Origin of the sequence: Providencia sp. 2023EL-00965, from assembly GCF_033550225.1 — a bacterium.
GTDB lineage: Bacteria > Pseudomonadota > Gammaproteobacteria > Enterobacterales > Enterobacteriaceae > Providencia > Providencia manganoxydans.
This window is the reverse complement of record NZ_JAWUEH010000004.1, coordinates 166,895-189,520: the sequence shown is the minus strand read 5'-3', so window position 1 is coordinate 189,520 and position 22,626 is coordinate 166,895. Positions and strand designations below refer to the sequence as shown.

The 22,626-nt window shown below is 41.2% G+C and carries 13 protein-coding genes; 7 read left to right on the top strand and 6 right to left on the bottom strand.

Features of this window, described 5'->3' with window-relative positions; genetic code table 11:
• Positions 1–195: 195 nt before the first annotated feature.
• The 4 genes from SC428_RS07505 to serS all read left to right on the top strand — a co-directional run bounded on the left by SC428_RS07505 (position 196) and on the right by serS (position 7,466).
• Positions 196–3,888 carry a DNA translocase FtsK 4TM domain-containing protein gene (locus SC428_RS07505; RefSeq protein WP_318706680.1) on the top strand — a complete coding sequence of 1,231 codons (3,693 nt, stop codon included), beginning with the start codon at positions 196–198 and terminating at the stop codon, positions 3,886–3,888.
• Positions 3,889–3,934: 46 nt separating this feature from the next.
• The gene (gene lolA / locus SC428_RS07500; RefSeq protein ID WP_140180871.1) at positions 3,935–4,555 is read left to right on the top strand and encodes an outer membrane lipoprotein chaperone LolA; all 621 of its coding nucleotides are present in this window, start codon (positions 3,935–3,937) and stop codon (positions 4,553–4,555) included.
• Positions 4,556–4,564: 9 nt separating this feature from the next.
• Positions 4,565–5,908, top strand: coding sequence for a replication-associated recombination protein A (locus tag SC428_RS07495; RefSeq protein WP_070924910.1), 1,344 nt, complete (start codon positions 4,565–4,567; stop codon positions 5,906–5,908).
• A 268-nt stretch (positions 5,909–6,176) separates the two neighbouring features.
• A complete protein-coding gene (serS, locus tag SC428_RS07490; RefSeq protein ID WP_140180869.1) occupies positions 6,177–7,466 on the top strand; it encodes a serine--tRNA ligase in 1,290 nt (429 codons plus the stop codon).
• Positions 7,467–7,540: 74 nt separating this feature from the next.
• Here the strand turns inward: serS and SC428_RS07485 are convergent, their stop codons facing one another.
• The 5 genes from SC428_RS07485 to ycaO form a co-directional block, all read right to left on the bottom strand.
• Positions 7,541–8,386 (bottom strand): BPSS1780 family membrane protein, encoded by an 846-nt coding sequence (locus tag SC428_RS07485; protein WP_070924909.1) that lies wholly within the window; start codon positions 8,384–8,386, stop codon positions 7,541–7,543.
• Between the two features lie 360 nt (positions 8,387–8,746).
• The gene (pflA, locus tag SC428_RS07480) at positions 8,747–9,541 is read right to left on the bottom strand and encodes a pyruvate formate lyase 1-activating protein (RefSeq protein WP_318706677.1); all 795 of its coding nucleotides are present in this window, start codon (positions 9,539–9,541) and stop codon (positions 8,747–8,749) included.
• Between the two features lie 208 nt (positions 9,542–9,749).
• Complete coding sequence (pflB, locus tag SC428_RS07475; RefSeq protein WP_070924907.1) at positions 9,750–12,032, bottom strand: formate C-acetyltransferase; 2,283 nt, start codon at positions 12,030–12,032, stop codon at positions 9,750–9,752.
• A 70-nt stretch (positions 12,033–12,102) separates the two neighbouring features.
• Positions 12,103–12,960 (bottom strand): formate transporter FocA, encoded by an 858-nt coding sequence (gene focA / locus SC428_RS07470; protein ID WP_070924906.1) that lies wholly within the window; start codon positions 12,958–12,960, stop codon positions 12,103–12,105.
• A 344-nt stretch (positions 12,961–13,304) separates the two neighbouring features.
• Positions 13,305–15,059 carry a 30S ribosomal protein S12 methylthiotransferase accessory factor YcaO gene (gene ycaO, locus SC428_RS07465; protein ID WP_070924905.1) on the bottom strand — a complete coding sequence of 585 codons (1,755 nt, stop codon included), beginning with the start codon at positions 15,057–15,059 and terminating at the stop codon, positions 13,305–13,307.
• Positions 15,060–15,239: 180 nt separating this feature from the next.
• Here ycaO and ansB point away from each other — a divergent pair, with 180 nt between their 5' ends.
• Positions 15,240–16,289: an L-asparaginase 2 gene (gene ansB, locus SC428_RS07460; RefSeq protein ID WP_140186261.1), complete on the top strand. Its 1,050-nt coding sequence runs from the start codon at positions 15,240–15,242 to the stop codon at positions 16,287–16,289.
• Positions 16,290–16,345: 56 nt separating this feature from the next.
• On the opposite strand, the gene SC428_RS07455 is transcribed toward ansB, so the two are convergent.
• On the bottom strand, positions 16,346–17,767 hold the full coding sequence (locus tag SC428_RS07455) for an MFS transporter (protein WP_140186237.1): 1,422 nt from the start codon (positions 17,765–17,767) through the stop codon (positions 16,346–16,348).
• A gap of 579 nt (positions 17,768–18,346) precedes the next feature.
• Here SC428_RS07455 and chiP point away from each other — a divergent pair.
• Positions 18,347–19,744 carry a chitoporin ChiP gene (gene chiP / locus SC428_RS07450; protein WP_140180863.1) on the top strand — a complete coding sequence of 466 codons (1,398 nt, stop codon included), beginning with the start codon at positions 18,347–18,349 and terminating at the stop codon, positions 19,742–19,744.
• Between the two features lie 68 nt (positions 19,745–19,812).
• The gene (locus tag SC428_RS07445) at positions 19,813–22,491 is read left to right on the top strand and encodes a beta-N-acetylhexosaminidase (protein ID WP_318706672.1); all 2,679 of its coding nucleotides are present in this window, start codon (positions 19,813–19,815) and stop codon (positions 22,489–22,491) included.
• Positions 22,492–22,626 lie beyond the last annotated feature (135 nt).

The following is a 22,626-nucleotide window of genomic DNA, read 5'->3' as shown; positions in this document are numbered from 1 at the left end:
TGTAAGATGAAATACTGCATCTTACAGTGTCTACAGTCGTTTAGTTTGCCATAGAGGCAACAAGTCACGCATAACAAGGTGATTGGTGTTAGAATGACTTTGACTATTCCGCTAATCATCATTGCGAAATTGCGAGTTTTTGTTAATTCATCTCGATATTGGTGACACCATCGGTCAGAAAGTAAAGAAACAGTAATGAGCCAAGAATATACAGAAGACAAACACATTCGGTTTAAAAAACTCAGTAGCGGAAGACGGCTACTTGAGGTCATTTTGCTTGCTATTTGCTTAAGTGCCATTTTCTTAATGGTGGCATTGGTCAGCTTTAGCCCTTCTGATCCTAGCTGGTCACAAACCACATGGAATGCGCCAGTCAAAAATTTAGGGGGAAGTGTTGGTTCATGGAGTGCAGATATCCTCTTTTCTGCATTTGGAATATTAGCTTTTGCTATCCCTATTTTATTGCTATTAGGCTGTTGGACAATTTACCATTATGAGAGCCAACGTCGTTATATCGATTTCTTTTCGCTTTCATTACGGTTGATTGGTGGTTTAGCGCTGATTTTATCCTCATGTGGGCTTGCCGCACTGAACTTTGATGATTTACCAAACTTCTCTTCAGGAGGGGTGATAGGCAGTGTCTTCAGTAATGCAATCATGCCATGGTTTAATTCATTAGGGGCTACGCTGGCGTTGCTATTTTTATGGGCGATCAGTTTCACACTATTTACGGGATGGTCATGGCTCACCATTGCCGAAAAAATTGGGGCTGCGGTATTAATCCCATTAACATTAGTGACCAATCGCGCACGCGGCGACGATAATGACGATTATGAAGTCGAAGAGGCTGAAGATGCCTTACAGCGAGCTCAAGAAGCTGAACGTCAAGCGCTGGATGACATGCAGGCTGATGATGATGTGCTCTTTTCAGCACCCACAATTAGTGAGTTAGCATCGTCACAACAAATAGAGACTGAAGAACTTCCGACAGAAACTGCCCCCGTTGAAATTGTCACACCAACAGCATCTGCAACACCAGCAAGCACCGCAGAGCCAGAAGAGGAACTACCTTCGTTCTCTGCTATTGAGCAGCAAGAGGCTTATCATTTTGAAGTGCCTGATGACTATCAGCCTGTTTTATATGACAGAGATTATCAATTTAAAAATGTTGAGCCTGAGCAACCGGTAGCTCAAGCCCAAACTGAGACTTATACTCATCAGCCAACTGCAAATGAGAGGGTAAACGAAAATGTTCGTCACCCAGTCAATGATAGTCGAGACCAAACAACGCATTGGGAGACCCCGAGCCACCAGCCATCCGCATCAATAAATAGCCAAGGTAGTGAAATCGCAACGTCTTCAATGCCAACTTCATCTGTTAGCGATGCAGTGGTACAAGCAAGTGGTCAATCGGTAGCTGATAGGTTAGCGAATCCAGCAGCATTAGCTGCCGCAGGTATCTCAGTTGCTGCACTCGAACGCCATGCACAGGTGAAACAAAACCTTGAGCCTGAATTACCTCGGCCAAACCCTGTGCGTTTACCAACGCGTAGGGAGTTGTATGGGATCCGTATTCCATCTCAGCGCGATGCGGAACTACAGCGTCGTAAAGAAGAAGCAGAACAACGTGAACAAGTTTATCAGCAATGGTCTGCGACTGATGACAAAAATCACCAACAACAACAGGATGATGCTGAGCAAGAAAATATGCTAAGGGAGCAGTTCTTGCAACAACAGCGCGAACGTTATGGGGTAGAGGAAGATGGAGCAGAGGAAGATATACATAATGAGCTCGTTGAGCCTACATCTTCCTTTAGTGCGCAGGTTCAGCCACAATCTGAAACTATTGATCCTGTGATCCCTAGCTATACACAACCAGAAATTGAGCATCGTTGGCCTTCTGCTGCATCACCGACCGAGCAGGTAGAACAGCAAACTCATCAGTTTAAACATGTTGCACATGACTTTTCTGCACATGATGAGAACGAAGAAGCTGATTATCGCGTTGAGCCTAAGTTTGATTTTAGTGAACATATCTCTGTTTTAGATAGCTTTTCACCTGTTGATGATTTGGTTAATGATGAGCCCGCAGATCCTTTATTTATGCCATCATTTAGTGCAACGGCGGTATCTAATCCACCAAGCCATCCTCAAGAAGAAGATTTTAATAGAAATGTGACGTCTGCACTGGATACTTCAGCTAGTCAAGGTCACACTTTTGCGCCGCAACAGCCGCAACAGCCGCAACAGCCGCAACAGCCGCAACAGCCGCAACAGCCGCAACAGCCGCAACAGCCGCAACAGCCGCAACAGCCGCAACAGCCGCAACAGCCGCAACAGCCGCAACAGGATAGCTTATTCCACCCATTCTTAGTGCGTAACGACCAACCGTTGCCTAAGCCAACGACCCCGATGCCATCGCTCGATCTATTGACTAGTCCTCCTGCACAAGAAGAACCTGTCGATATGTTCAAATTAGAGCAAACGGCTCGGTTAATTGAGGCTCGTTTAAATGATTATCGTGTTAAGGCTGAAGTGGTTGGTTTCTCTCCGGGGCCAGTTATCACACGCTTTGAGCTTGATTTAGCCCCAGGGGTAAAAGCGGCTCGTATTTCAACGCTATCTCGCGATCTCGCGCGTTCACTTTCAACCACCGCAGTAAGGGTAGTTGAGGTGATCCCCGGCAAGCCTTATGTAGGGCTTGAATTACCTAATGAAAAACGTCAAACCGTTTATTTAAGAGAAGTATTAGATTGTGAGCAATTTAGGCACAATCCATCGCCATTGACGATGGTATTAGGTAAAGATATTGAAGGTGATCCGGTTATTGCTGATTTGGCTAAAATGCCTCACTTATTAGTCGCAGGGACAACGGGGTCAGGTAAATCCGTCGGGGTCAACGCGATGATCCTGAGTATATTGTATAAATCTAAACCTGAAGACGTACGTTTTATCATGATCGACCCGAAAATGTTGGAGCTTTCAATTTATGAAGGGATCCCGCATTTGCTCACTGAAGTTGTGACGGATATGAAAGACGCGGCTAATGCATTGCGTTGGTGTGTCAATGAAATGGAACGTCGTTATAAACTGATGTCAGCGTTGGGTGTACGTAACCTTGCGGGTTACAACGATAAAATTAAAGCAGCCGAAGAAATGGGACGTCCAATTCCGGATCCACACTGGAAACCAAGTGACAGTATGGAAATGGAACATCCAATGCTGAAAAAAGAGCCCTATATTGTGGTCATGGTGGATGAGTTTGCGGATCTGATGATGACTGCGGGTAAAAAAGTGGAAGAACTGATCGCTCGACTGGCACAAAAAGCACGTGCGGCGGGGATCCACTTAGTATTAGCCACTCAACGTCCATCGGTTGATATCATTACAGGTTTAATTAAAGCGAACATACCAACACGTATTGCATTTACTGTTTCAAGTAAAATTGACTCACGTACCATTCTTGACCAAGGTGGCGCTGAATCATTATTAGGTATGGGGGATATGTTATATCTGCCACCTAACTCATCGATTCCTGTGCGTGTGCACGGTGCCTTTGTGCGTGACCAAGAAGTTCACGCGGTGGTAAATGATTGGAAAGCACGCGGTCGCCCGCAATATATCGACAGCATTACAAAATGCAGTGAAGAAAGTGAAGGTGGCGGGTATGATAGCGCTGATGAAGAACTGGATCCCTTATTCGACCAAGCGGTAGAATTTGTGGTTGATAAACAGCGCGTGTCAATTTCAGGCGTTCAGCGCCAGTTCCGTATTGGTTATAACCGTGCTGCACGTATTGTTGAGCAAATGGAAGCACAAGGTATTGTTAGTGAACCGGGGCATAATGGTAACCGAGAGGTACTTTCTCCGCGGCAAGCTGATTACTAGTCAAGGGCGTAATATCAATTAGGTACCAACAGAAGGTCTTTGTTCGATGAAAAAAATGATGTTATTGGGCGCTTTAGCCTTGAGTTTACATATCGGCTCAGTACTCGCAGATGCCAGTCAAGATCTTCAGGAACGACTGAATAAGGTCAATAGTTTCCACGCGAGCTTTTCGCAAAAAGTGACCAGCCCTGAAGGTGATTTAATACAGGAAGGCGTTGGTGAGCTTTGGTTGCAGCGACCTAATTTATTCAATTGGAATATGACATCACCTGATGAAAGTGTATTAGTTTCAGATGGTAAAAACTTATGGTTTTATAATCCTTTTGTCGAACAAGTCACGGTGACTAATTTAGCTGATGCGACACAAGACACGCCATTTTTATTAATTACTCGTAACAATCCATTAGATTGGAAACAGTATTCAATCATTCAACAGGGTAATACGTTTGATTTGAAGCCTAAGCTGACCAATGGCACATTAAAACGTTTCTCAATTACCGTTTCCCCTGAAGGGACCATTGAGAAATTTGCGGCTGTTGAGCAAGATGGACAAACTAGTGCCTATCAGTTGAAAGAACAGAAAAATGGTAGCGTCGATAAAAGTAAATTTACTTTTACAGTACCGAAAGGCGTGACATTGGATGATCAACGCTCAGGTGGTAAATAAGAGGAAATAGTGGGTAACCTGTCTCTCGATTTTTCACAAAATGAATTTCAACCTTTGGCCGCACGTATGCGTCCAGAGGTACTTGAACAGTATATAGGCCAAAAACATTTATTGGCTGAGGGTAAACCGTTGCCGCGTGCGATAAAAGCGGGCCATTTACACTCAATGATTTTGTGGGGGCCTCCGGGGACAGGTAAGACGACATTGGCTGAAATTATTGGCCATTACGCCCAAGCGGATATTGAACGTATCTCTGCGGTCACTTCCGGTATTAAAGAGATACGCGAATCCATCGAAAAAGCACGCCAAAACCGCAGTGCAGGTCGTCGAACTATTTTATTTGTCGATGAAGTTCATCGCTTTAACAAAAGCCAGCAAGATGCTTTTTTGCCTCATATTGAGGATGGTACGATCACTTTCATTGGTGCTACGACAGAAAACCCCTCTTTTGAACTCAATTCTGCACTATTGTCACGTGCGCGAGTGTATCTACTCAAATCTCTCGATGTTAGTGATATCGAAGAGGTGCTATTACAAGCAATGGGTGATGCACAGCGTGGCCTTGGTGGACAAAATATCATCCTACCTGACAGTACTCGTAAACTTATCGCTGAATTGGTTAATGGCGATGCTAGGCGCTCGCTTAATCTACTCGAAATGATGGCTGATATGGCGGAAAGTGATAGCCACGGTCAACGGGTGCTTACTGCTGAATTGTTAAAAGAGGTGAGTGGTGAACGAACAGCGCGTTTTGATAACAAAGGCGACCGTTATTACGATTTAATTTCGGCGCTACATAAATCAGTGCGTGGCTCAGCACCTGACGCTGCTTTGTATTGGTATGCACGTATTATTACCGCCGGTGGTGATCCTCTGTATGTTGCTCGTCGCTTGTTAGCGATTGCCTCTGAAGATGTGGGCAATGCAGATCCACGAGCGATGCAAGTGGCTATTTCAGCATGGGATTGTTTTACTCGAGTGGGTCCTGCTGAAGGTGAAAGAGCGATTGCTCAAGCGATTGTTTATTTAGCTTGCGCACCTAAAAGTAATGCAGTTTATACCGCCTATAAAGCTGCATTATCAGATGCACAGATGCAGCCTGATTATGATGTACCGGCTCATTTGCGTAATGCCCCAACTAAACTGATGAAAGAGTTGGGTGCAGGCAAAGGGTATCGCTATGCACATGATGAAGACAATGCCTACGCTGCGGGTGAAGTGTATTTCCCTCCTGAAATGCAGCAAACTCAGTATTACCACCCAACAAATCGTGGTTTAGAAGGCAAAATAGCCGAAAAATTAAACTGGTTAGCGCAGCAGGATCAAAATAGCTCAACAAAACGCTATCGCTAATGTGGGCAATGCGGTAAGGTTATAAAGCAATATTTTTTTATAAATTTTAAGCCGCTGAAATACTATACTCTAAATAATTCGAGGTACAGTTAGGTGACAGCTAAATGAGCCGCTAGGCGCATACATAAGTATGTAACTGGCGCGAATGAGCCTAGTCAACGACATGAAGTATGACGAGTATAAACGGTTTGAAATGGTGTGAAGAGAATAACGCCGGAGTGCGTTGTATCTCATTTGGATATTTACTAACAATAATCACAGGATAAGCATGCTCGATCCCAATTTACTGCGTACGGAGCTAGACGCGGTTGCTGAAAAACTGGCTCGCAGGGGTTTTACCCTTGATGTGGAAAAGCTGCGTGAATTAGAAGAACGCCGCAAAGTTTTACAAGTTGAAACTGAATCCCTGCAAGCAGACCGTAACTCGCGATCGAAAACCATTGGTGCCGCTAAGGCACGTGGTGAGGATATTGAGCCTCTGCGTCAGGAAGTTAATCTGTTAGGCGAAAAATTGGATGCTGCTAAGCTCGCATTAGATAAGCTGCAACAAGAAATCCGTGATATTGCACTAAGTATCCCGAATATGCCTGATGATGCTGTTCCTGATGGTAAAGATGATTCAGATAACGTCGAAGTTGCTCGTTGGGGTGAGCCTCGTCAATATGACTTCGAAGTTAAAGATCACGTCAGCCTTGGTGAGTTAGCGGGTGGGTTAGATTTCCCTGCTGCGGTAAAACTGACTGGTGCACGTTTTGTGGTGATGAAAGGGCAAATTGCTCGTTTACACCGTGCATTGGCACAATTCATGTTGGATTTACATACTGAGCAGCATGGTTACCAAGAGCTGTATGTTCCTTATTTGGTTAATCATGACACCCTGTATGGTACCGGCCAATTACCAAAATTTGGGGAAGATCTATTCCATACTAAGCCACTGGAAGAAGAAGCTGAAAGTACTTATGCATTGATCCCAACAGCAGAAGTACCAGTGACTAACTTAGTGCGTGACGAAATTTTAGATGAAGATGCTCTACCACTAAAAATGACGGCACATACGCCATGCTTCCGTTCAGAGGCTGGTTCTTATGGTCGTGATACGCGTGGTCTGATCCGTATGCACCAATTTGATAAAGTTGAATTGGTTCAAGTCGTTCATCCAGAAAAATCGATGGAAGCATTAGAAGAGTTGACTGGCCATGCGGAAAAAGTGCTGCAATTACTGAAGCTACCTTATCGTAAAGTCATTTTATGTACAGGTGATATAGGTTTTGGATCACGTAAAACCTACGACTTAGAAGTCTGGTTACCGGCTCAAAATACTTATCGTGAGATTTCATCATGTTCTAACATGTGGGATTTCCAAGCTCGCCGTATGCAAGCTCGCTTCCGTAGCAAAGGTGATAAGAAAACTCAGCTGGTTCACACTTTGAATGGTTCAGGCCTTGCAGTAGGTCGTACTTTAGTTGCGGTACTGGAAAATTACCAGTTAGCAGATGGCCGTATTGAAGTGCCAGAAGTATTACGTCCGTATATGAAAGGGCTAGAGTATATTGGTTAATTAATTCATATTGGATTAATTACAAATAAAATCGCCACTAAAAAGTGGCGATTTTTTTATATATTAAAACTCAATTAGCTAATAATTGAATTTTGTTGTGATGCTTGGTTATTGCTATGTGTTTGAGCAAAGAACAGACTGCGATAGCTAGTGTAGTAACCGACATACATAATAGGGAATGTGATTAACAGACCTAGCCCTAATGGAATTGCGGAAATGAACATAATAATTGCCAAGACAACAAAGAATAGGATACCCGGCAGAATGTTTTTGCTAACCGCTTTTAGGCTCGCAGAGATAGCTGCACCTACTTTAAAATCATGATTCATGATTAATGCAGGAGCAAACCAAGTCATTGCAGCGCCAACTAAACCAGCAACGGCCATAATAACAAAAATATAGAAGAATGAACCACTTAGAGCCATAATTGTTTCAGGAGAAACTTGGCCACCTTGACTCATTTCTAACATGATGCTAAGTAATGCTGTGCCACCAATCATAATAGCAATAATGCCACCGATTAATGAAATACCGAAATTAATCGCACCTACAGCAAATAGAGCGCCGAATTTTTGTTGGAACCCAGCAAATAATAATCCGATTTCAACTTCACCTGTTTTGCGTTGTTTTTCACTAATCGCAATAATGCCACCAATTAAAATTGGGGTGATAAATGAAACGAAAAAGTTGATAAATGGGATCATCGATACAACCAGTATAACGGCAAAGAAAATAATGTTGATAAGAACCCACATACCTAATTTTTCTTTCACCATTGCCCAAGCTTGGCTGATCCAATTAATCCCTTCGCCAGCATCTACAGCACGCGGCTCAGTAAGAAAAATTGAAGTATCAACTTGATTCGGTTGGTTTTGAGAAGGAACCGGTGCATTTTGTGAATCGAAATTTTCACTATTCATGATCTAGTATTAACCCGTAATTTATAGAGAATTAGCAATATATTATTATTGAAACTAGTTTAGTTAAAAAAACAAAAAATCAAAATATAGATAACAATTTATTATGCAAATAAATTCATATCATTCAAAGCAGACTATTCTGGTAACTGCTTTATTGTATGTATCTTCTTGTAAGACAAAAATAAATTAGGTTATCTTTTGAGAATAGGGTATTGAAAAGAAGGAAATAACTATTATTTTTGAATAGATAAAATATATTATCTGGATTGATTTGTACGATGAGAAGTAGGAAGGTCAGATAAAGGAATGACTTGTTATGGAAATCACGGCTCTATACCTTAATAGAGCCGTAATACTTAACTAATAGAGGACTTTGTGACCATAGCTCTCAAGGATGTTTTTAACGCGTTCCATCACCTCTTTTGATGGTGGTTTAACACCATCTAATTTGTACTCTTCACCCATAGTTTCCCATTTGTGTTTGCCTAATTCATGGTATGGGAGTAGCTCAATTTTTTCGATATTTTTCATATCCTTGGTAAATTCACCAAGTAAATGCACTGAGTGATCATCATCGCTCCAACCCGGAACAACAACATAACGAACCCATGTTTTTTGATTGCGTTTAGCAAGGTAGCGGGCGAACTCAAGTGTACGATGGTTAGACACACCGACTAATGTTTGGTGGATTTCATCATTGAGTTGTTTTAAGTCGAGCATGACTAAATCAGTGACTTCCATTAGCTCATCGATAACCGGATCATAGCGGCGAACAAAGCCATTCGTATCGAGGCAAGTATGGATATTTTGTGCTTTACAAGCTCGGAACCAGTCGCGAACAAATTCAGCTTGTAGAATTGCTTCTCCGCCAGATGCGGTGACGCCACCACCTGTTGCATTCATAAAGTGGCGATAGGTCACCGCTTCTTTCATTAATTCATCAACGGTAACGATTTGTCCTGTATGGGTATCCCATGTATCGCGGTTATGGCAATACATACAACGCATTAGACAGCCTTGAAAGAAGACGATAAAACGGATCCCCGGTCCATCGACGGTTCCACATGATTCAAACGAGTGGATACGACCAAGCGTCGCTGGTGGTGAGATTGTTGAAATATCAAGAGTTGGGATGGTTGTTGTAGTTGTCGACATAGCAGGAACTCCAAAAATATCCGTCATACTTCAAACCGCAGAAGGCTGGTTATATTCAACTACCCGAATCAATACTCACGTAGACTCATGGGATAACTTTACTTGTTTTTAGTTTAGAAGAATGGCTTAAAGTATTCAGGTTTAATTCTAAAAAAGCCCCATGAGGTGGGGCTTTTTAGTTATTTTAATTGATTTACTAATCTAATTATTACATTGAACTGGTGAAAGTACGAGTAATAACGTCTTGCTGTTGCTCTTTAGTCAATGAGTTAAAGCGCACTGCATAGCCTGAAACACGGATAGTGAGCTGTGGATATTTCTCTGGGTTTTCCATTGCATCTAACAGCATTTCACGGTTCATGACGTTAACGTTCAGGTGTTGGCCACCTTCGATAGAGGCTTCATGGTGGAAATAACCATCCATTAGACCTGCTAAGTTCGCTTTACGTACATCATCATCTTTACCTAATGCATTTGGTACGATGGAGAAGGTATAAGAAATACCATCTTTCGCGTAAGCAAATGGCAGTTTAGCAACTGAAGTCAGTGAAGCAACCGCACCTTTTTGGTCACGACCGTGCATTGGGTTAGCACCTGGTCCGAATGGCGCGCCAGCACGACGACCATCTGGGGTGTTACCTGTTTTCTTACCATACACAACGTTAGAGGTAATGGTTAAGATAGACTGAGTTGGTACTGCGTTACGGTAAGTGTGCAGTTTCTGAATTTTCTTCATGAAACGTTCAACTAGGTCGCAAGCGATATCATCAACACGAGAGTCGTTGTTACCAAATTGTGGATATTCACCTTCGATTTCAAAGTCAACAGCAATGCCGTCTTCATCACGAATTGGTTTAACTTTTGCATATTTGATAGCAGACAGTGAGTCAGCTGCAACTGACAGACCCGCGATACCACATGCCATTGTACGATACACATCACGGTCATGCAGAGCCATCAATGCAGCTTCATAGCTATATTTGTCATGCATATAGTGAATAATATTCAGTGCGGTGACATATTGAGTCGCCAACCAATCCATGAAGTGATCCATACGATCCATCACAGTATCGAAGTCAAGAACTTCATCCATGATTGGTGCATGTTTAGGACCAACTTGCATTTTCAGTTTTTCATCGATACCACCGTTGATGGTATACAGCATAGTTTTCGCTAAGTTAGCACGAGCACCGAAGAACTGCATTTGTTTACCAACAATCATTGGGCTCACGCAACATGCGATAGCGTAGTCATCGTTGTTAAAGTCAGGGCGCATCAAATCATCGTTTTCATACTGAACTGATGAAGTATCGATTGAAACTTTCGCTGCGAATTTTTTGAAGCTTAGAGGCAGTTTTTCTGACCACAGGATAGTCATGTTAGGCTCTGGAGAAGGGCCCATGGTATAGAGTGTGTTCAGGAAACGGAAGGTGTTTTTGGTCACTAATGTACGACCATCAAGACCCATACCTGCGAGTGATTCTGTCGCCCAAATTGGGTCACCAGAGAACAACTCATCATATTCAGGGGTACGTAGGAAACGAACCATACGCAGTTTCATCACCAAGTGGTCAATCAGCTCTTGCGCTTCTTGTTCAGTCAGTTTACCTGCTTCAAGATCACGTTGGATATAAACGTCTAAGAAGGTTGAAACACGACCGAATGACATTGCTGCACCGTTTTGTGATTTAACGGCAGCTAAGTAACCGAAGTAAGTCCATTGAACGGCTTCTTGGGCATTGGTTGCAGGGCCAGAGATGTCATAGCCATATTTTGCAGCCATCTCTTTGATTTGACCAAGTGCGCGATGCTGTTCAGCAATTTCTTCGCGCAGTTGGATGGTCATTTGCAGATCGTCACCTTTCTCTAATTTTTCTTGCAGAGAGGTGAATTGATTAAATTTGTCTTTCATCAGGAAATCAATACCGTACAGAGCAACACGACGGTAGTCACCGATGATACGACCACGACCATAGGCATCAGGCAGACCGGTTAAGATACCTGATTTACGGCATTTTAGGATGTCTGGCGTATAGACATCGAAAACACCTTGGTTGTGAGTTTTACGGTATTCTGTAAAGATTTTTTTCAGGCTTGGATCTAAAGTACGGTCGTAAGCTTTGCATGAGCCTTCAACCATTTTGATCCCACCGAATGGGATAAGACCACGTTTCAGAGGTGCATCAGTTTGCAGACCAACGATTTGCTCTAAATCTTTAGCGATATAGCCCGCATCATGGGAAATGATCGTTGATGCAACATCAGTGTCAAAATCAACGGGTGCATGAGTACGGTTTTCGATTTTGATACCTTCCATGACTTTTTCCCACAACTTATCAGTTGCTGGAGTAGAGCCTGCTAAGAAAGATTCATCACCTTCATATGGAGTATAGTTTTTCTGGATGAAGTCACGTACATCGACGTTATCCTGCCAGTTACCTTGGTTAAAACCTTGCCATGCTAAAGCGAATTTTTCATTTAATTCTGACATGATACTTTTACCTTTTAACAATGGATCTTTTAAGGATCTTAATAAATCTTTTCGTGTGTATTAGTGGCTATTAATGTTTTTGACCACTACGTAAATGCATGAACCAATAAATCAGACCAACTAACAGTGCTCCGCCAATGATATTACCGATAGTGACGGGGATCAGGTTGTCTGTAATAAAATTGCTAACGGTCAGTTGAGAAAATTGCTCTGGAGAGACGCCAATTTGAGCCCAATACTCGATAGGTGCAAATTCTTTGATCATAATACCTAACGGGATCATAAACATGTTAGCGATGCTATGCTCAAAACCGCTAGCAACGAACATGGCGACAGGGAGCACGAGTACCAATAGTTTATCGGCAAGGCTACGACCTGAATAACTCATCCAAACAGCTAAACAAACCATTAAGTTAGCTAAAATACCCAAGCAAACACCTTCAATAAAGGTATGGTGTAATTTGTGGTCTGCGGTTTGCAGCACATTTAGACCCCATTGCCCATTTGCTGCGGTATATTGGCCGGCAAACCAAATCAGGGCAACAAAAAACAGTGCGCCAATCAAGTTACCAATATAAACATTGAACCAGTTTAGGAACATCTGTCCCCAAGTGATCCTGCCTGTTGCTTTTGAGACTATCGTCAGTACCGTGGAAGTAAATAAATCTGCACCACAAACGACGACAAGCATCAATCCAAGAGAGAAGCACACGCCACCAATTAATTTAGTAAAACCAAATGGGGCTGTTTGCGCACCGGTAGTCGCAGTAATATAAAAAACAAATGCAATGGATATAAAGATACCGGCAGTGAATGCTGACAAGTAAGTAATTGCGGGATGTTTGTTGGCTTTGTAGACACCAGAGTCATCCGCTACTTGAGCCATTACAGCAGGAGGCAAAAGATTAAAAGGGTTGTCAGCTTTCATACTAACACTCTCTTACAAAGTTGATTAATTATAGCACGCAATCATAGTAACAAACGGTATAACTGAGAAATTTGATATGGATCATGAACTCTTGCAAGTTACCGCTATTGTTTGTTAATAAAACGTAAAAAATAGGATTATCTTTTTGATTTTATTGATTTAAATAAATTTTAAAATTTATAAAAAATTTTTATATTGTAGTGCTGAACTCAAAAAGAAAGTAAATAAATGGGATGGATTGTTATCCAAATATTAAAAAATATCGTTTACTTTTAATTAATTTAATTTATGAAAAGATAATGGCCCAAAGGCCATTATCGAAAAAAGATTAAATATACGAAAAACTAAGCGTTTTCACGTTTTGCTTTTTGTAATTTTTCATAAGCAGCTAATAGGGCTTGGTGAGCTGGCAACGCTTTTAACTCATCATCAATTGACCACAAACCATAGAAACTGGCTTCTCCTACCAGTGCAGCTGATGCGGCATCAACGGCCGCTTGGCCATACATACGCACAAATGCAGTGTAGTATTGTGACATGTCACGCTGTTCTTCTTGGCTTAATAACAGCAATGTTTGTAAGCAACGATAATAATTAGCACGTTCAGCCGTAAACACTGAACTATTAAAGTCTTGTGTCCATTCAACCCAAGCAAGTGCTTGGTCAAGATCACCACCAGCAAGTGCTAACATTGATTTCAATTCACCAATACGTAGGTTGCTCCAACCGTTATCTTTACCGACGGCGAGGCCGAGTAACTCACGCACACGCGTGAAATCATCAAGACCTTCGTCATCGAGTTGCTCAATCAAGGCAAGGTAATCTTGTTTTTCCCATTGGCTGTCAGGAAGATTGATGATAGTTTCACGTAGATGTGCTCCCATCGCATTATTAGCAATATGCAGATCTTCAATAGGGTAAATATCTGACATACCAGGCACTAATATGCGGCATGCATACACACCGAGATGGTTATAATCAGCAATATAAACTTCCGCATCTAATTGCTTGAAGATCGCCATTAATGTGGAAAACTCTTCTTGGGTAGTACCTTTGAAGCTCCAATCAGCAAATTCATAATCGGCATCATCTTTAAATAGATCCCAACTGATAAGGCCGCTTGAATCGATAAAGTGTGTTTCTAAGTTAGTATGTTCAGCCACTTCTTCGTCATCAAAAGTTGGGGCATTGAACACATCAAGATCTTTTAATCCACGACCTTGCAGCAATTCAGTGACTGTACGCTCTAATGCAACACCAAAATCAGGGTGAGCGCCAAAAGAAGCAAAGCAGGTACCATTCTGAGGATTAAATAACACCACACAAATGACAGGGAATTGACCACCGAGTGATGCGTCATAGCAGAAAATTGGGAAGCCTTCATTTTCTAATGTTTCGACCGCTTCAACAACTGATGGGTAACGTGCCATCACTTCAGCTGGGATCGCCGGTAAACTGATACTTTCTGCAATAATACGATTTTTAACAAATCGTTCGAAAACTTCAGATAGACCTTGAACTCGGGCTTCATTTGGCGTGTTACCTGCGGACATACCGTTAGAAACATATAAATTGCCAATGATATTCATCGGAATATAGACAGTTTGATTATCAGACTGACGAGTAAAAGGCAGTGCACAAATGCCTCGTTCTTCATTACCTGATTGCAAATCAATTAATTGGCTGCCTGCTAACGCATTGTCTGGATCATAAAACTTACGTAAACGTGAGTCCAAAATACCTTCAGGTAATGCGTCATCTTCAGTTAAAGGAAACCATTTTTCATTTGGATAGTGGACGAAATCACCTTCAGCGATCGATTTACCTAAATAGAAATCAGCAAAGAAGTAGTTAGTTGATAAACGCTCGAAATATTCACCAAGCGCTGAAGCTAAAGCCGCTTTTTTACTAGCTCCCTTACCGTTGGTAAAGCACAGAGGACACTCTTTGTCACGGATATGCACTGACCAAACATTGGGTACAGGGTTCAGCCATGAGGCTTCTTCAATATCGAATCCTAGCTTTTTCAATTTAGTTTGAAATGCATCGATGGAGACTTCAAGGGCGGCATCTTTGCCAGGAATAAATGTTTGGCTCATAGGTCTATGACTTATTTAGTTTGAGGGAGGAATAAGCAACTATGATACGGATTTTTGTATTATATCTCACGCAAAATTATCTGATTGTCAGCAATTTCATCTAAAATAATAAGCGTCATCACGGAAATACTGTTCTAATTCCACATAATAACTGTAGTTTATATAAATGGGAGTTATATGATGAAACTTAACAACAAAGTATTACTGGCAACAGCTATCTCGCTTTCACTATCTACTGGAGCGGCATTCGCACTACCCAATATCACAGTGTTAGCCACAGGGGGAACCATTGCTGGTGGGGGGGATTCGTCAACATCATCGAGCTATCAAGCAGGAAAAGTGGGGATCGATGCACTGATTAATGCAGTTCCAGAGATGAAAAAGCTAGCTAACCTTAGTGGTGAACAGGTAGTTAATATCGGTTCCCAAGATATGAATGACCAAGTTTGGTTAACGTTAGCAAAAAAAATTAACCAAGAGTGCGATAAAACAGATGGTTTTGTGATCACTCATGGTACTGACACACTTGAGGAAACGGCTTTTTTTCTTGATCTCACGACATCTTGCCAGAAACCTATTGTACTCGTTGGTGCGATGAGACCATCAACGGCACTTGGGGCTGATGGCCCGTTAAATCTTTACAACGCAGTTGTACTGGCCACAGATCAATCTGCGGGGGAGCGTGGCGTGCTAATGGTGATGAACGACAAAGTCGTTCAAGGGCGTGATGTGGTTAAAATGAGTACAACTGAAGTGCAAGCCTTTGACGCAGTTAACGCTGGGGCACAAGGTTTTATTCATGATGGCAAAGTGACATTTTATAAACCTGCAATACCAAGAACCAGCAAAGCCGCTTTTGATGTGAGCAAATTAGATAAACTGCCTAAAGTCGATATCATTTACAACTACTCTAATGCATCAGCTGCACCCATTAAAGCATTACGAGAAGAGGGGGTTGAAGGCATTGTCAGTGCAGGGGTTGGTAATGGCAACATGTATAAAACTGTTTTCGATGCTTTAGCTAAGTCAGCGAAAGAGGGAATTGTCGTCGTTCGTTCAAGTCGTGTACCAACAGGGTATACCACGCGCAATGCTGAAGTTGATGACAATTTATACGGTTTTGTGGCATCAGAACGTTTAAATCCACAAAAAGCACGCGTTTTATTACAATTAGCGCTAACGGAAACTAAAAATCCTCAGCAAATCCAAGCACTATTTGAAAAATATTAATCTGTAATTATTTGAGCATAAATAAGGGATATCCCTTATTTATGCAGTTTAAATTTTTAAAGGTGAGGTTCCGTGATCCGATTCGCCACAATATTTGCCGTGATGAATGCAAATAATGGTACAAATGAAAATATTACAAATAACCATATTGCCGCAGACTGTGTGCCTTCAATGCCTCCCGGAGAAGAAAGACCAGCAAGGTTTGCTATCATTCCTGCTAAAGAAGCGCCAAAAGCAGTTGAAAATAGTTGTAATGTGGTGATTGCTGAGGAGGCTTTTTGAGACTCAGAACCAGAAGAAACTTGTAGTACCCTAGCTAATAAATGCGGCCATGCGGCACCAATACTAGCCCCTGTTATAAATAACATTGAGCAAATTACCCAAATTTGAGCGGATGCGATATAAATTGTTTTTGTCATAAATAGAGTCAGGATGACTAGGCTGCCCAAGGTGATTAACGGTGTAAAACGAATAACTTTAGTTGTGACAGTCGGTTTAAGCGATGAAGAAATAATTGCAGCACTTGACCATCCTGCTCCCACTAAAGCGGCTAGGTAACCAGATATCAACGGAGCAATATCATGTAACATTTGCAGAAAATAAGGGACGAATACTTCGGTTTGCACACTTAAACCTAATAATGCCATGGTGAGATAAATGGGGGCTAATTGAGCCGATAAATGGAATGTTCCACTGGGAAATAACGTATTAATACCACGGCGTTCAATAACCGCTAGCCTTACACATAAGAGTATTGCTAGAAGCATGCCACCAATAGGAATAAGTTTGTCTTGGCTCAAACTACCGACGGAAATAGCCAGCACGGCGGTAGAAAGAAGCAATAATGCTTGTAAGGGGATGGGCTGTTGTGGGCCACTCTCATTCGGATTTTTGGCTGGTAATACTTTTAGTGTTAGCCACAAATAAGGGATCCCAACCAATACTAGGCACCAAAAAGCCCCTCGCCAAATATCATACTCAGCAAAAATCCCCCCTAAAGCAGGGCCTAATAATGTTGCCATTCCCCACATACTCGACATCATCCCTAATACGCGAGACCACAAGTGCCGAGCAAAAACAATGTGCACCATTGAATAAGAAAGTGTGAGTAAAATACCACCACCAGCACCTTGGATAATTCGCCCAAGTAGCATGATTGGCATAGATGGTGTCATAGCACAAATCACGGAGCCAATTAAAAAAATGAGAGTGGCAAGCCCATAGCTATTTTTAGGTCCTAACCGATTAAGTATTCGAGAAGTGAGTGCTGATAAAATAATTGAAGATAGGATAAATAGAGTGGTATTCCATGCATAGAAATCAATGCCACCAATATCGCGAACAACGGATGGTAGTGTTGTAATTGTAATATAGACATTAATTGCATGAAGACAAATACCACCCGATAGAGCGAGTGTTAAGCTAAGATTTTTGCCAGTAAGTAAACTACGCCAACCTTCTTGCTGATGTTTATCCATATCTACTCAATATAAATAATCTTGATTTATTTCCTTCAAGCGGCCGCTGTTATATTTTTTATGTCCGTCATGAGGCTGTGTTTTTACTAATGGTGATATCAAGCTGTGCTCAGAAAATTGTTAAGAGTCACTCGCTAAGATTAAAGCTATTTTATTGAAAGACAAAATATTTACTTAGCTTATTTTAAAATAAATAACTATTTACCCACTAAAGCAGTTTTGTTGCAACTTATCAAGTTTGACTGAAACGATTACATCCAAAGAATGTTATTTTTTATATTGAAATAAGTCTGTGTGGGCTTATTTCATGGCGTGTTTTATCTAAATTTAACCATTAATTTGGGATATTAATACTATTTATATAATGATTAATAACAATTAATGCTAGTAATGAACAAAAAAATTAATGTGTCTTAGCTCATGTTTTAGGAATAAATACACTTTTCACCTTGATAATTCGCGTCGCGAAAAATAGGCTAAGTAGGAATGCGTATTTTGTTTTGGCATTAATCATTACCTAATGAGCTACTACTAAGATAATAATTTAATAATAATATAAAAAATTAGAGGAAATACCGAATGGTTAATAAAAATGTCAATTATGGCAGGGGGTTGCTCGTACTAAAAATAGCCATAGCCTTGGCGCCTATCAGTTATCCATCAATCAGTTTTGCTGAGCAATTCCTTGATGATTCAACACTTAAAGGAGGGCTTTATTATTGGCAACGTGATCGTTCAAGAAAAGAACTGTCCCCCGATAGTGATAAATATAAAAAGTATGTCGATAACCTTAAACATTCTACTGTAAACGCTAGCCTAGATTTTTCTTCTGGCTATTTTCAAGATGTGATTGGGTTAGATTTAGCTGCGTTTACTGCCATTGAGTTATCAAATAGTGGTCCCGCAGCTCCCAATGAGATCGGCTTTAGTGACGCGAAAACGCGATGGGATGAAAAATGGACTGGCGACCGCAGTGGCGTGAGTGTTTATAAAGCCGCAGCGAAAATGAAATATGGGCCCTTTTGGGGGCGAGGAGGGTATATCCAACCAACGGGGCAAACACTACTTGCATCTCATTGGAGCTATATGCCAGGTACTTACCGTGGCTTTGAGGTCGGTGCAGCATTTGATTTCGAACAAAATGGTGCACTGAGCATGTCATATATGTGGACAGACCGCTATAAAGCACCTTGGTATCGTGACATGTATAATTTCCGTGAGGCTGATGGGCAAACAGGGATTAGCTACCTCCAGTCTATTGGTTTTAAATACGATTTCAAAAACTCATTCGTTCTTGAAGGTGCTTATGGCCAAGCAAAGGATTACATGGATCAATATTTTGCTAAGGCCTCTTATGCGCTTCCTATTGCATCCCGCGATCTTCGTATGTCATATCAATTCTATGGTGCCAAAGACAAAGTGTCCGATGGTGGTGTGAATGATGTTTACGATGGTTTAGCTTTTTTACAAGCAGTGACGTTAGGGTATACCTATGACCAATTTGATTTTCGTTTAGAAGGTACTTATTCCAAGGCAAAAGGAAACCAAGGTTATTTTTTACAGCGGATGACCCCCGGTTATGCAACGTCGAATGGACGTTTAGATATTTGGTGGGATGGACGTTCAGACTATAACGCGAATAATGAAAAAGCGGTTTATGCAGGTGTTATGTATGATTTAGCTAATTGGGATCTTGCTGGCTGGAAAATCGGAACATCTTATATTTATGGATGGGATGCTAAACCAAGCACTAATTCTCAATATGCCCAAGATGTAAAATTAAGAGAAAGTGCTTGGAACTTTGATATTTTATATACCGTTCAGACGGGTAGAGCTAAAGACACTTTATTTAAATTACATTTTACTAAATATGATAACCATACTGATATTCCAAGTTATGGTGGCGGGTTTGGTAATATATTTCAAGATGAAAAAGATATTAAGTTTATGGTTATGATGCCATTTACTATTTTTTGATAGCAGGGTCACTGCTATCAAAAATTAATATGGCAGTGGCTGAATTTGAATTTAATATTGAGGTCACAATGAAAAAAAATTATTTAAGTCCTTTGGCATTATTAATTTCGGCAACATTATTTTCAACGATTGTCAGTGCTGAACAATCATCCACTCAAGTTGTCGATGCACTTGCGAATATGGATGTGAAAATTAATGTTATTGATAACCAAGCTGGAGAGCATGGTATTGATTGCGCTGCACTAGGTGCAGATTGGGCGGCTTGTAACCGTGTTGATATCACGCTGACGAATGGTTTTGATGCGATTGAGTCTGATGATTGGGCACTCTACTTTCACAGTATTCGACAAATATTAAAGCAAGATAATCCACAATTTAAAATTACCCATGTTACAGGGGACTTACATAAAATAACGCCGACAAGTCAGTTTAAAGGAATTAAAGCGCATGAGAAAGTGGTGTTACCAATAACAGGTGAATATTGGCAGGTCAATTATTCAGATTTTATGCCTCGCTGGTATGCAACTTCAGGTGATGCGTTACCACGCAATCTCAAAAGTACCGATACTCAGGATCCGACTCAGTTTGTAGCGCCATTTGAACTCAAGAATTGGAAAAGGGTAGGTGCAGATAACAATGTACTGATGACTGCTGAAAATCGTTACCAAAAAAATACCGCTTTAAATGCCCTATCTGAACAGCAAATGCGAGGACAAATTTTACCTACGCCACTCGATATTACGTTACAGCAAGGAGATGTTGATTTATCTAAAGGTATAAACTTACATTTAGAAGGTTTAACAAAGGAAGAACTTACGGTCATTAATGAGCACTTGCAACAAGTTAAGCTCAAACAAAATAATCAAGGTTTCCTTGTTGAAGGTAAGATTATCCCTAATCAATTTGCTATTGATAATCAAATCAGCGGTGCTTATGAATTAGTGATCACTCCCCAAAAAGCACTGATTGTTGGTTATGATCGTGTAGGGCTATTCTATGGCATGGAGTCATTACTTTCAGCAGTCAGTGAATCCGAGAAGCCAACAATTGCAACGATGACAGTTAAAGATAAGCCTCGTATGGAATATCGAGGTGTTTTCTTGGATGTAGGACGTAATTTTCATAGTAAGCAAGTTGTCATGCGTTTAATTGACCAGATGTCACGTTATAAGCTCAATAAATTCCATTTTCATCTTACTGATGATGAAGGCTGGCGGATTGAGATCCCAGGTTTGCCTGAACTCACAGAAGTTGGTAGTCAACGCTGTCACGATCTTGACGAGCAAACATGTTTATTACCTCAGTTAGGCTCAGGTGCTGAAAATAATAATATGGGGAGCGGCTATTTTACCCGTGATGACTATATTGATATTTTACGTTACGCCAAAGCACGTCATATTGAAGTGATCCCTGAAATTGATATGCCTGCACATGCTCGCGCTGCGGTTGTATCAATGGAAGCTCGCTATAATAAATTGAAAGCCGCTGGAGATGAAAAAGGGGCCGAGCAATACCGCTTAGTTGATCCATCAGATACATCAGTGACAACGTCAGTACAATTTTATGATAAGCGTAGTTATTTGAATCCGTGTTTAGAGTCATCTAAAAACTTTGTTAATAAAGTCGTTAGTGAAGTCATGCAAATGCATGAAGAGGCGGGTGTCCCCCTGAAGACATGGCATTTTGGTGGTGATGAAGCGAAAAATATTCGCTTGGGGGCAGGATTCCAAGACAAAAATGGTGCTATTGAATCAGGTAAAGGGATCATTGATAAACAAATTGAAGATAAACCGTGGGCGAAATCGAAAGCCTGTCAGCTGCTGATTAAAAATGGTGATGTCAGTGATTTTGATCACCTATCGAGCCATTTTGCCAAACAAGTTAGTGAAGGTTTACAGCAAGAAGGGGTTACTACCATGCAAGCATGGCAAGATGGCCTAAAAGATGCTGTGAATGCTAAAGATTTTGCAACCAAAAATGTGAGAGTTAATTTTTGGGATACCCTCTATTGGGGAGGTTTTGATTCGGCAAATGACTGGGCAAACAAAGGCTATCAGGTCGTTATCTCAAATCCTGATTATGTTTATTTCGATATGCCTTATGAGGTTAATCCAAGTGAAAGTGGCTATTATTGGGCGACTCGCGCGAGTGATGAACAAAAAGTTTTCTCATTTGCACCTGATAACTTGCCTCAGAATGCAGAAACATCGGTTGATAGAGATGGAAATCAGTTTACTGCAAAAAGTGATAAGCCTTGGCCGGGGATCTATGGCTTGTCTGGGCAATTATGGAGTGAAGCAGTTAGAACAGACGACCAAGTAGAATATATGCTATTCCCAAGGATCCTACCACTTGCAGAGAGAGCTTGGCATAAGGCGGAATGGGAGAATGACTACCAAGCTGGCCGTGAGTATGTTGGAGGTAAAACACAGCATGTTTCACAGCAAAATTTAGCTAATGACTGGGATCGTTTTGCAACAATCGTCGGAGTAAAGGAACTGCCGCGATTAGATAGAGCGGGTGTTGCTTACCGGATCCCTGTTCCTGGCGCTAAAATTGAAAATGGCGTGTTACTGGCAAATCTTAGCTATCCAGGTTTAGTGATTGAGTACTCATTAGGAGAGAGTGATCACTGGCAAACGTATTCAGCACAACATCCACCAAAAGTGAATGGCAGCGTGAAGGTGAGAGCGAAAAATACTACAGGTACACGTACTAGTCGTGTAGAAATGGTAACACAAAAATAAGGTATCAGTATTGGTGGTATTCGTTAGATACCACCAATTACAATTATCAGTTGCACTATTGCAGAGAAATTAATTCTTCTCTAGTTAAGTTTGTGCATTCCATTAAATCTTTAAAAATTTTTTTATAATAGTTGG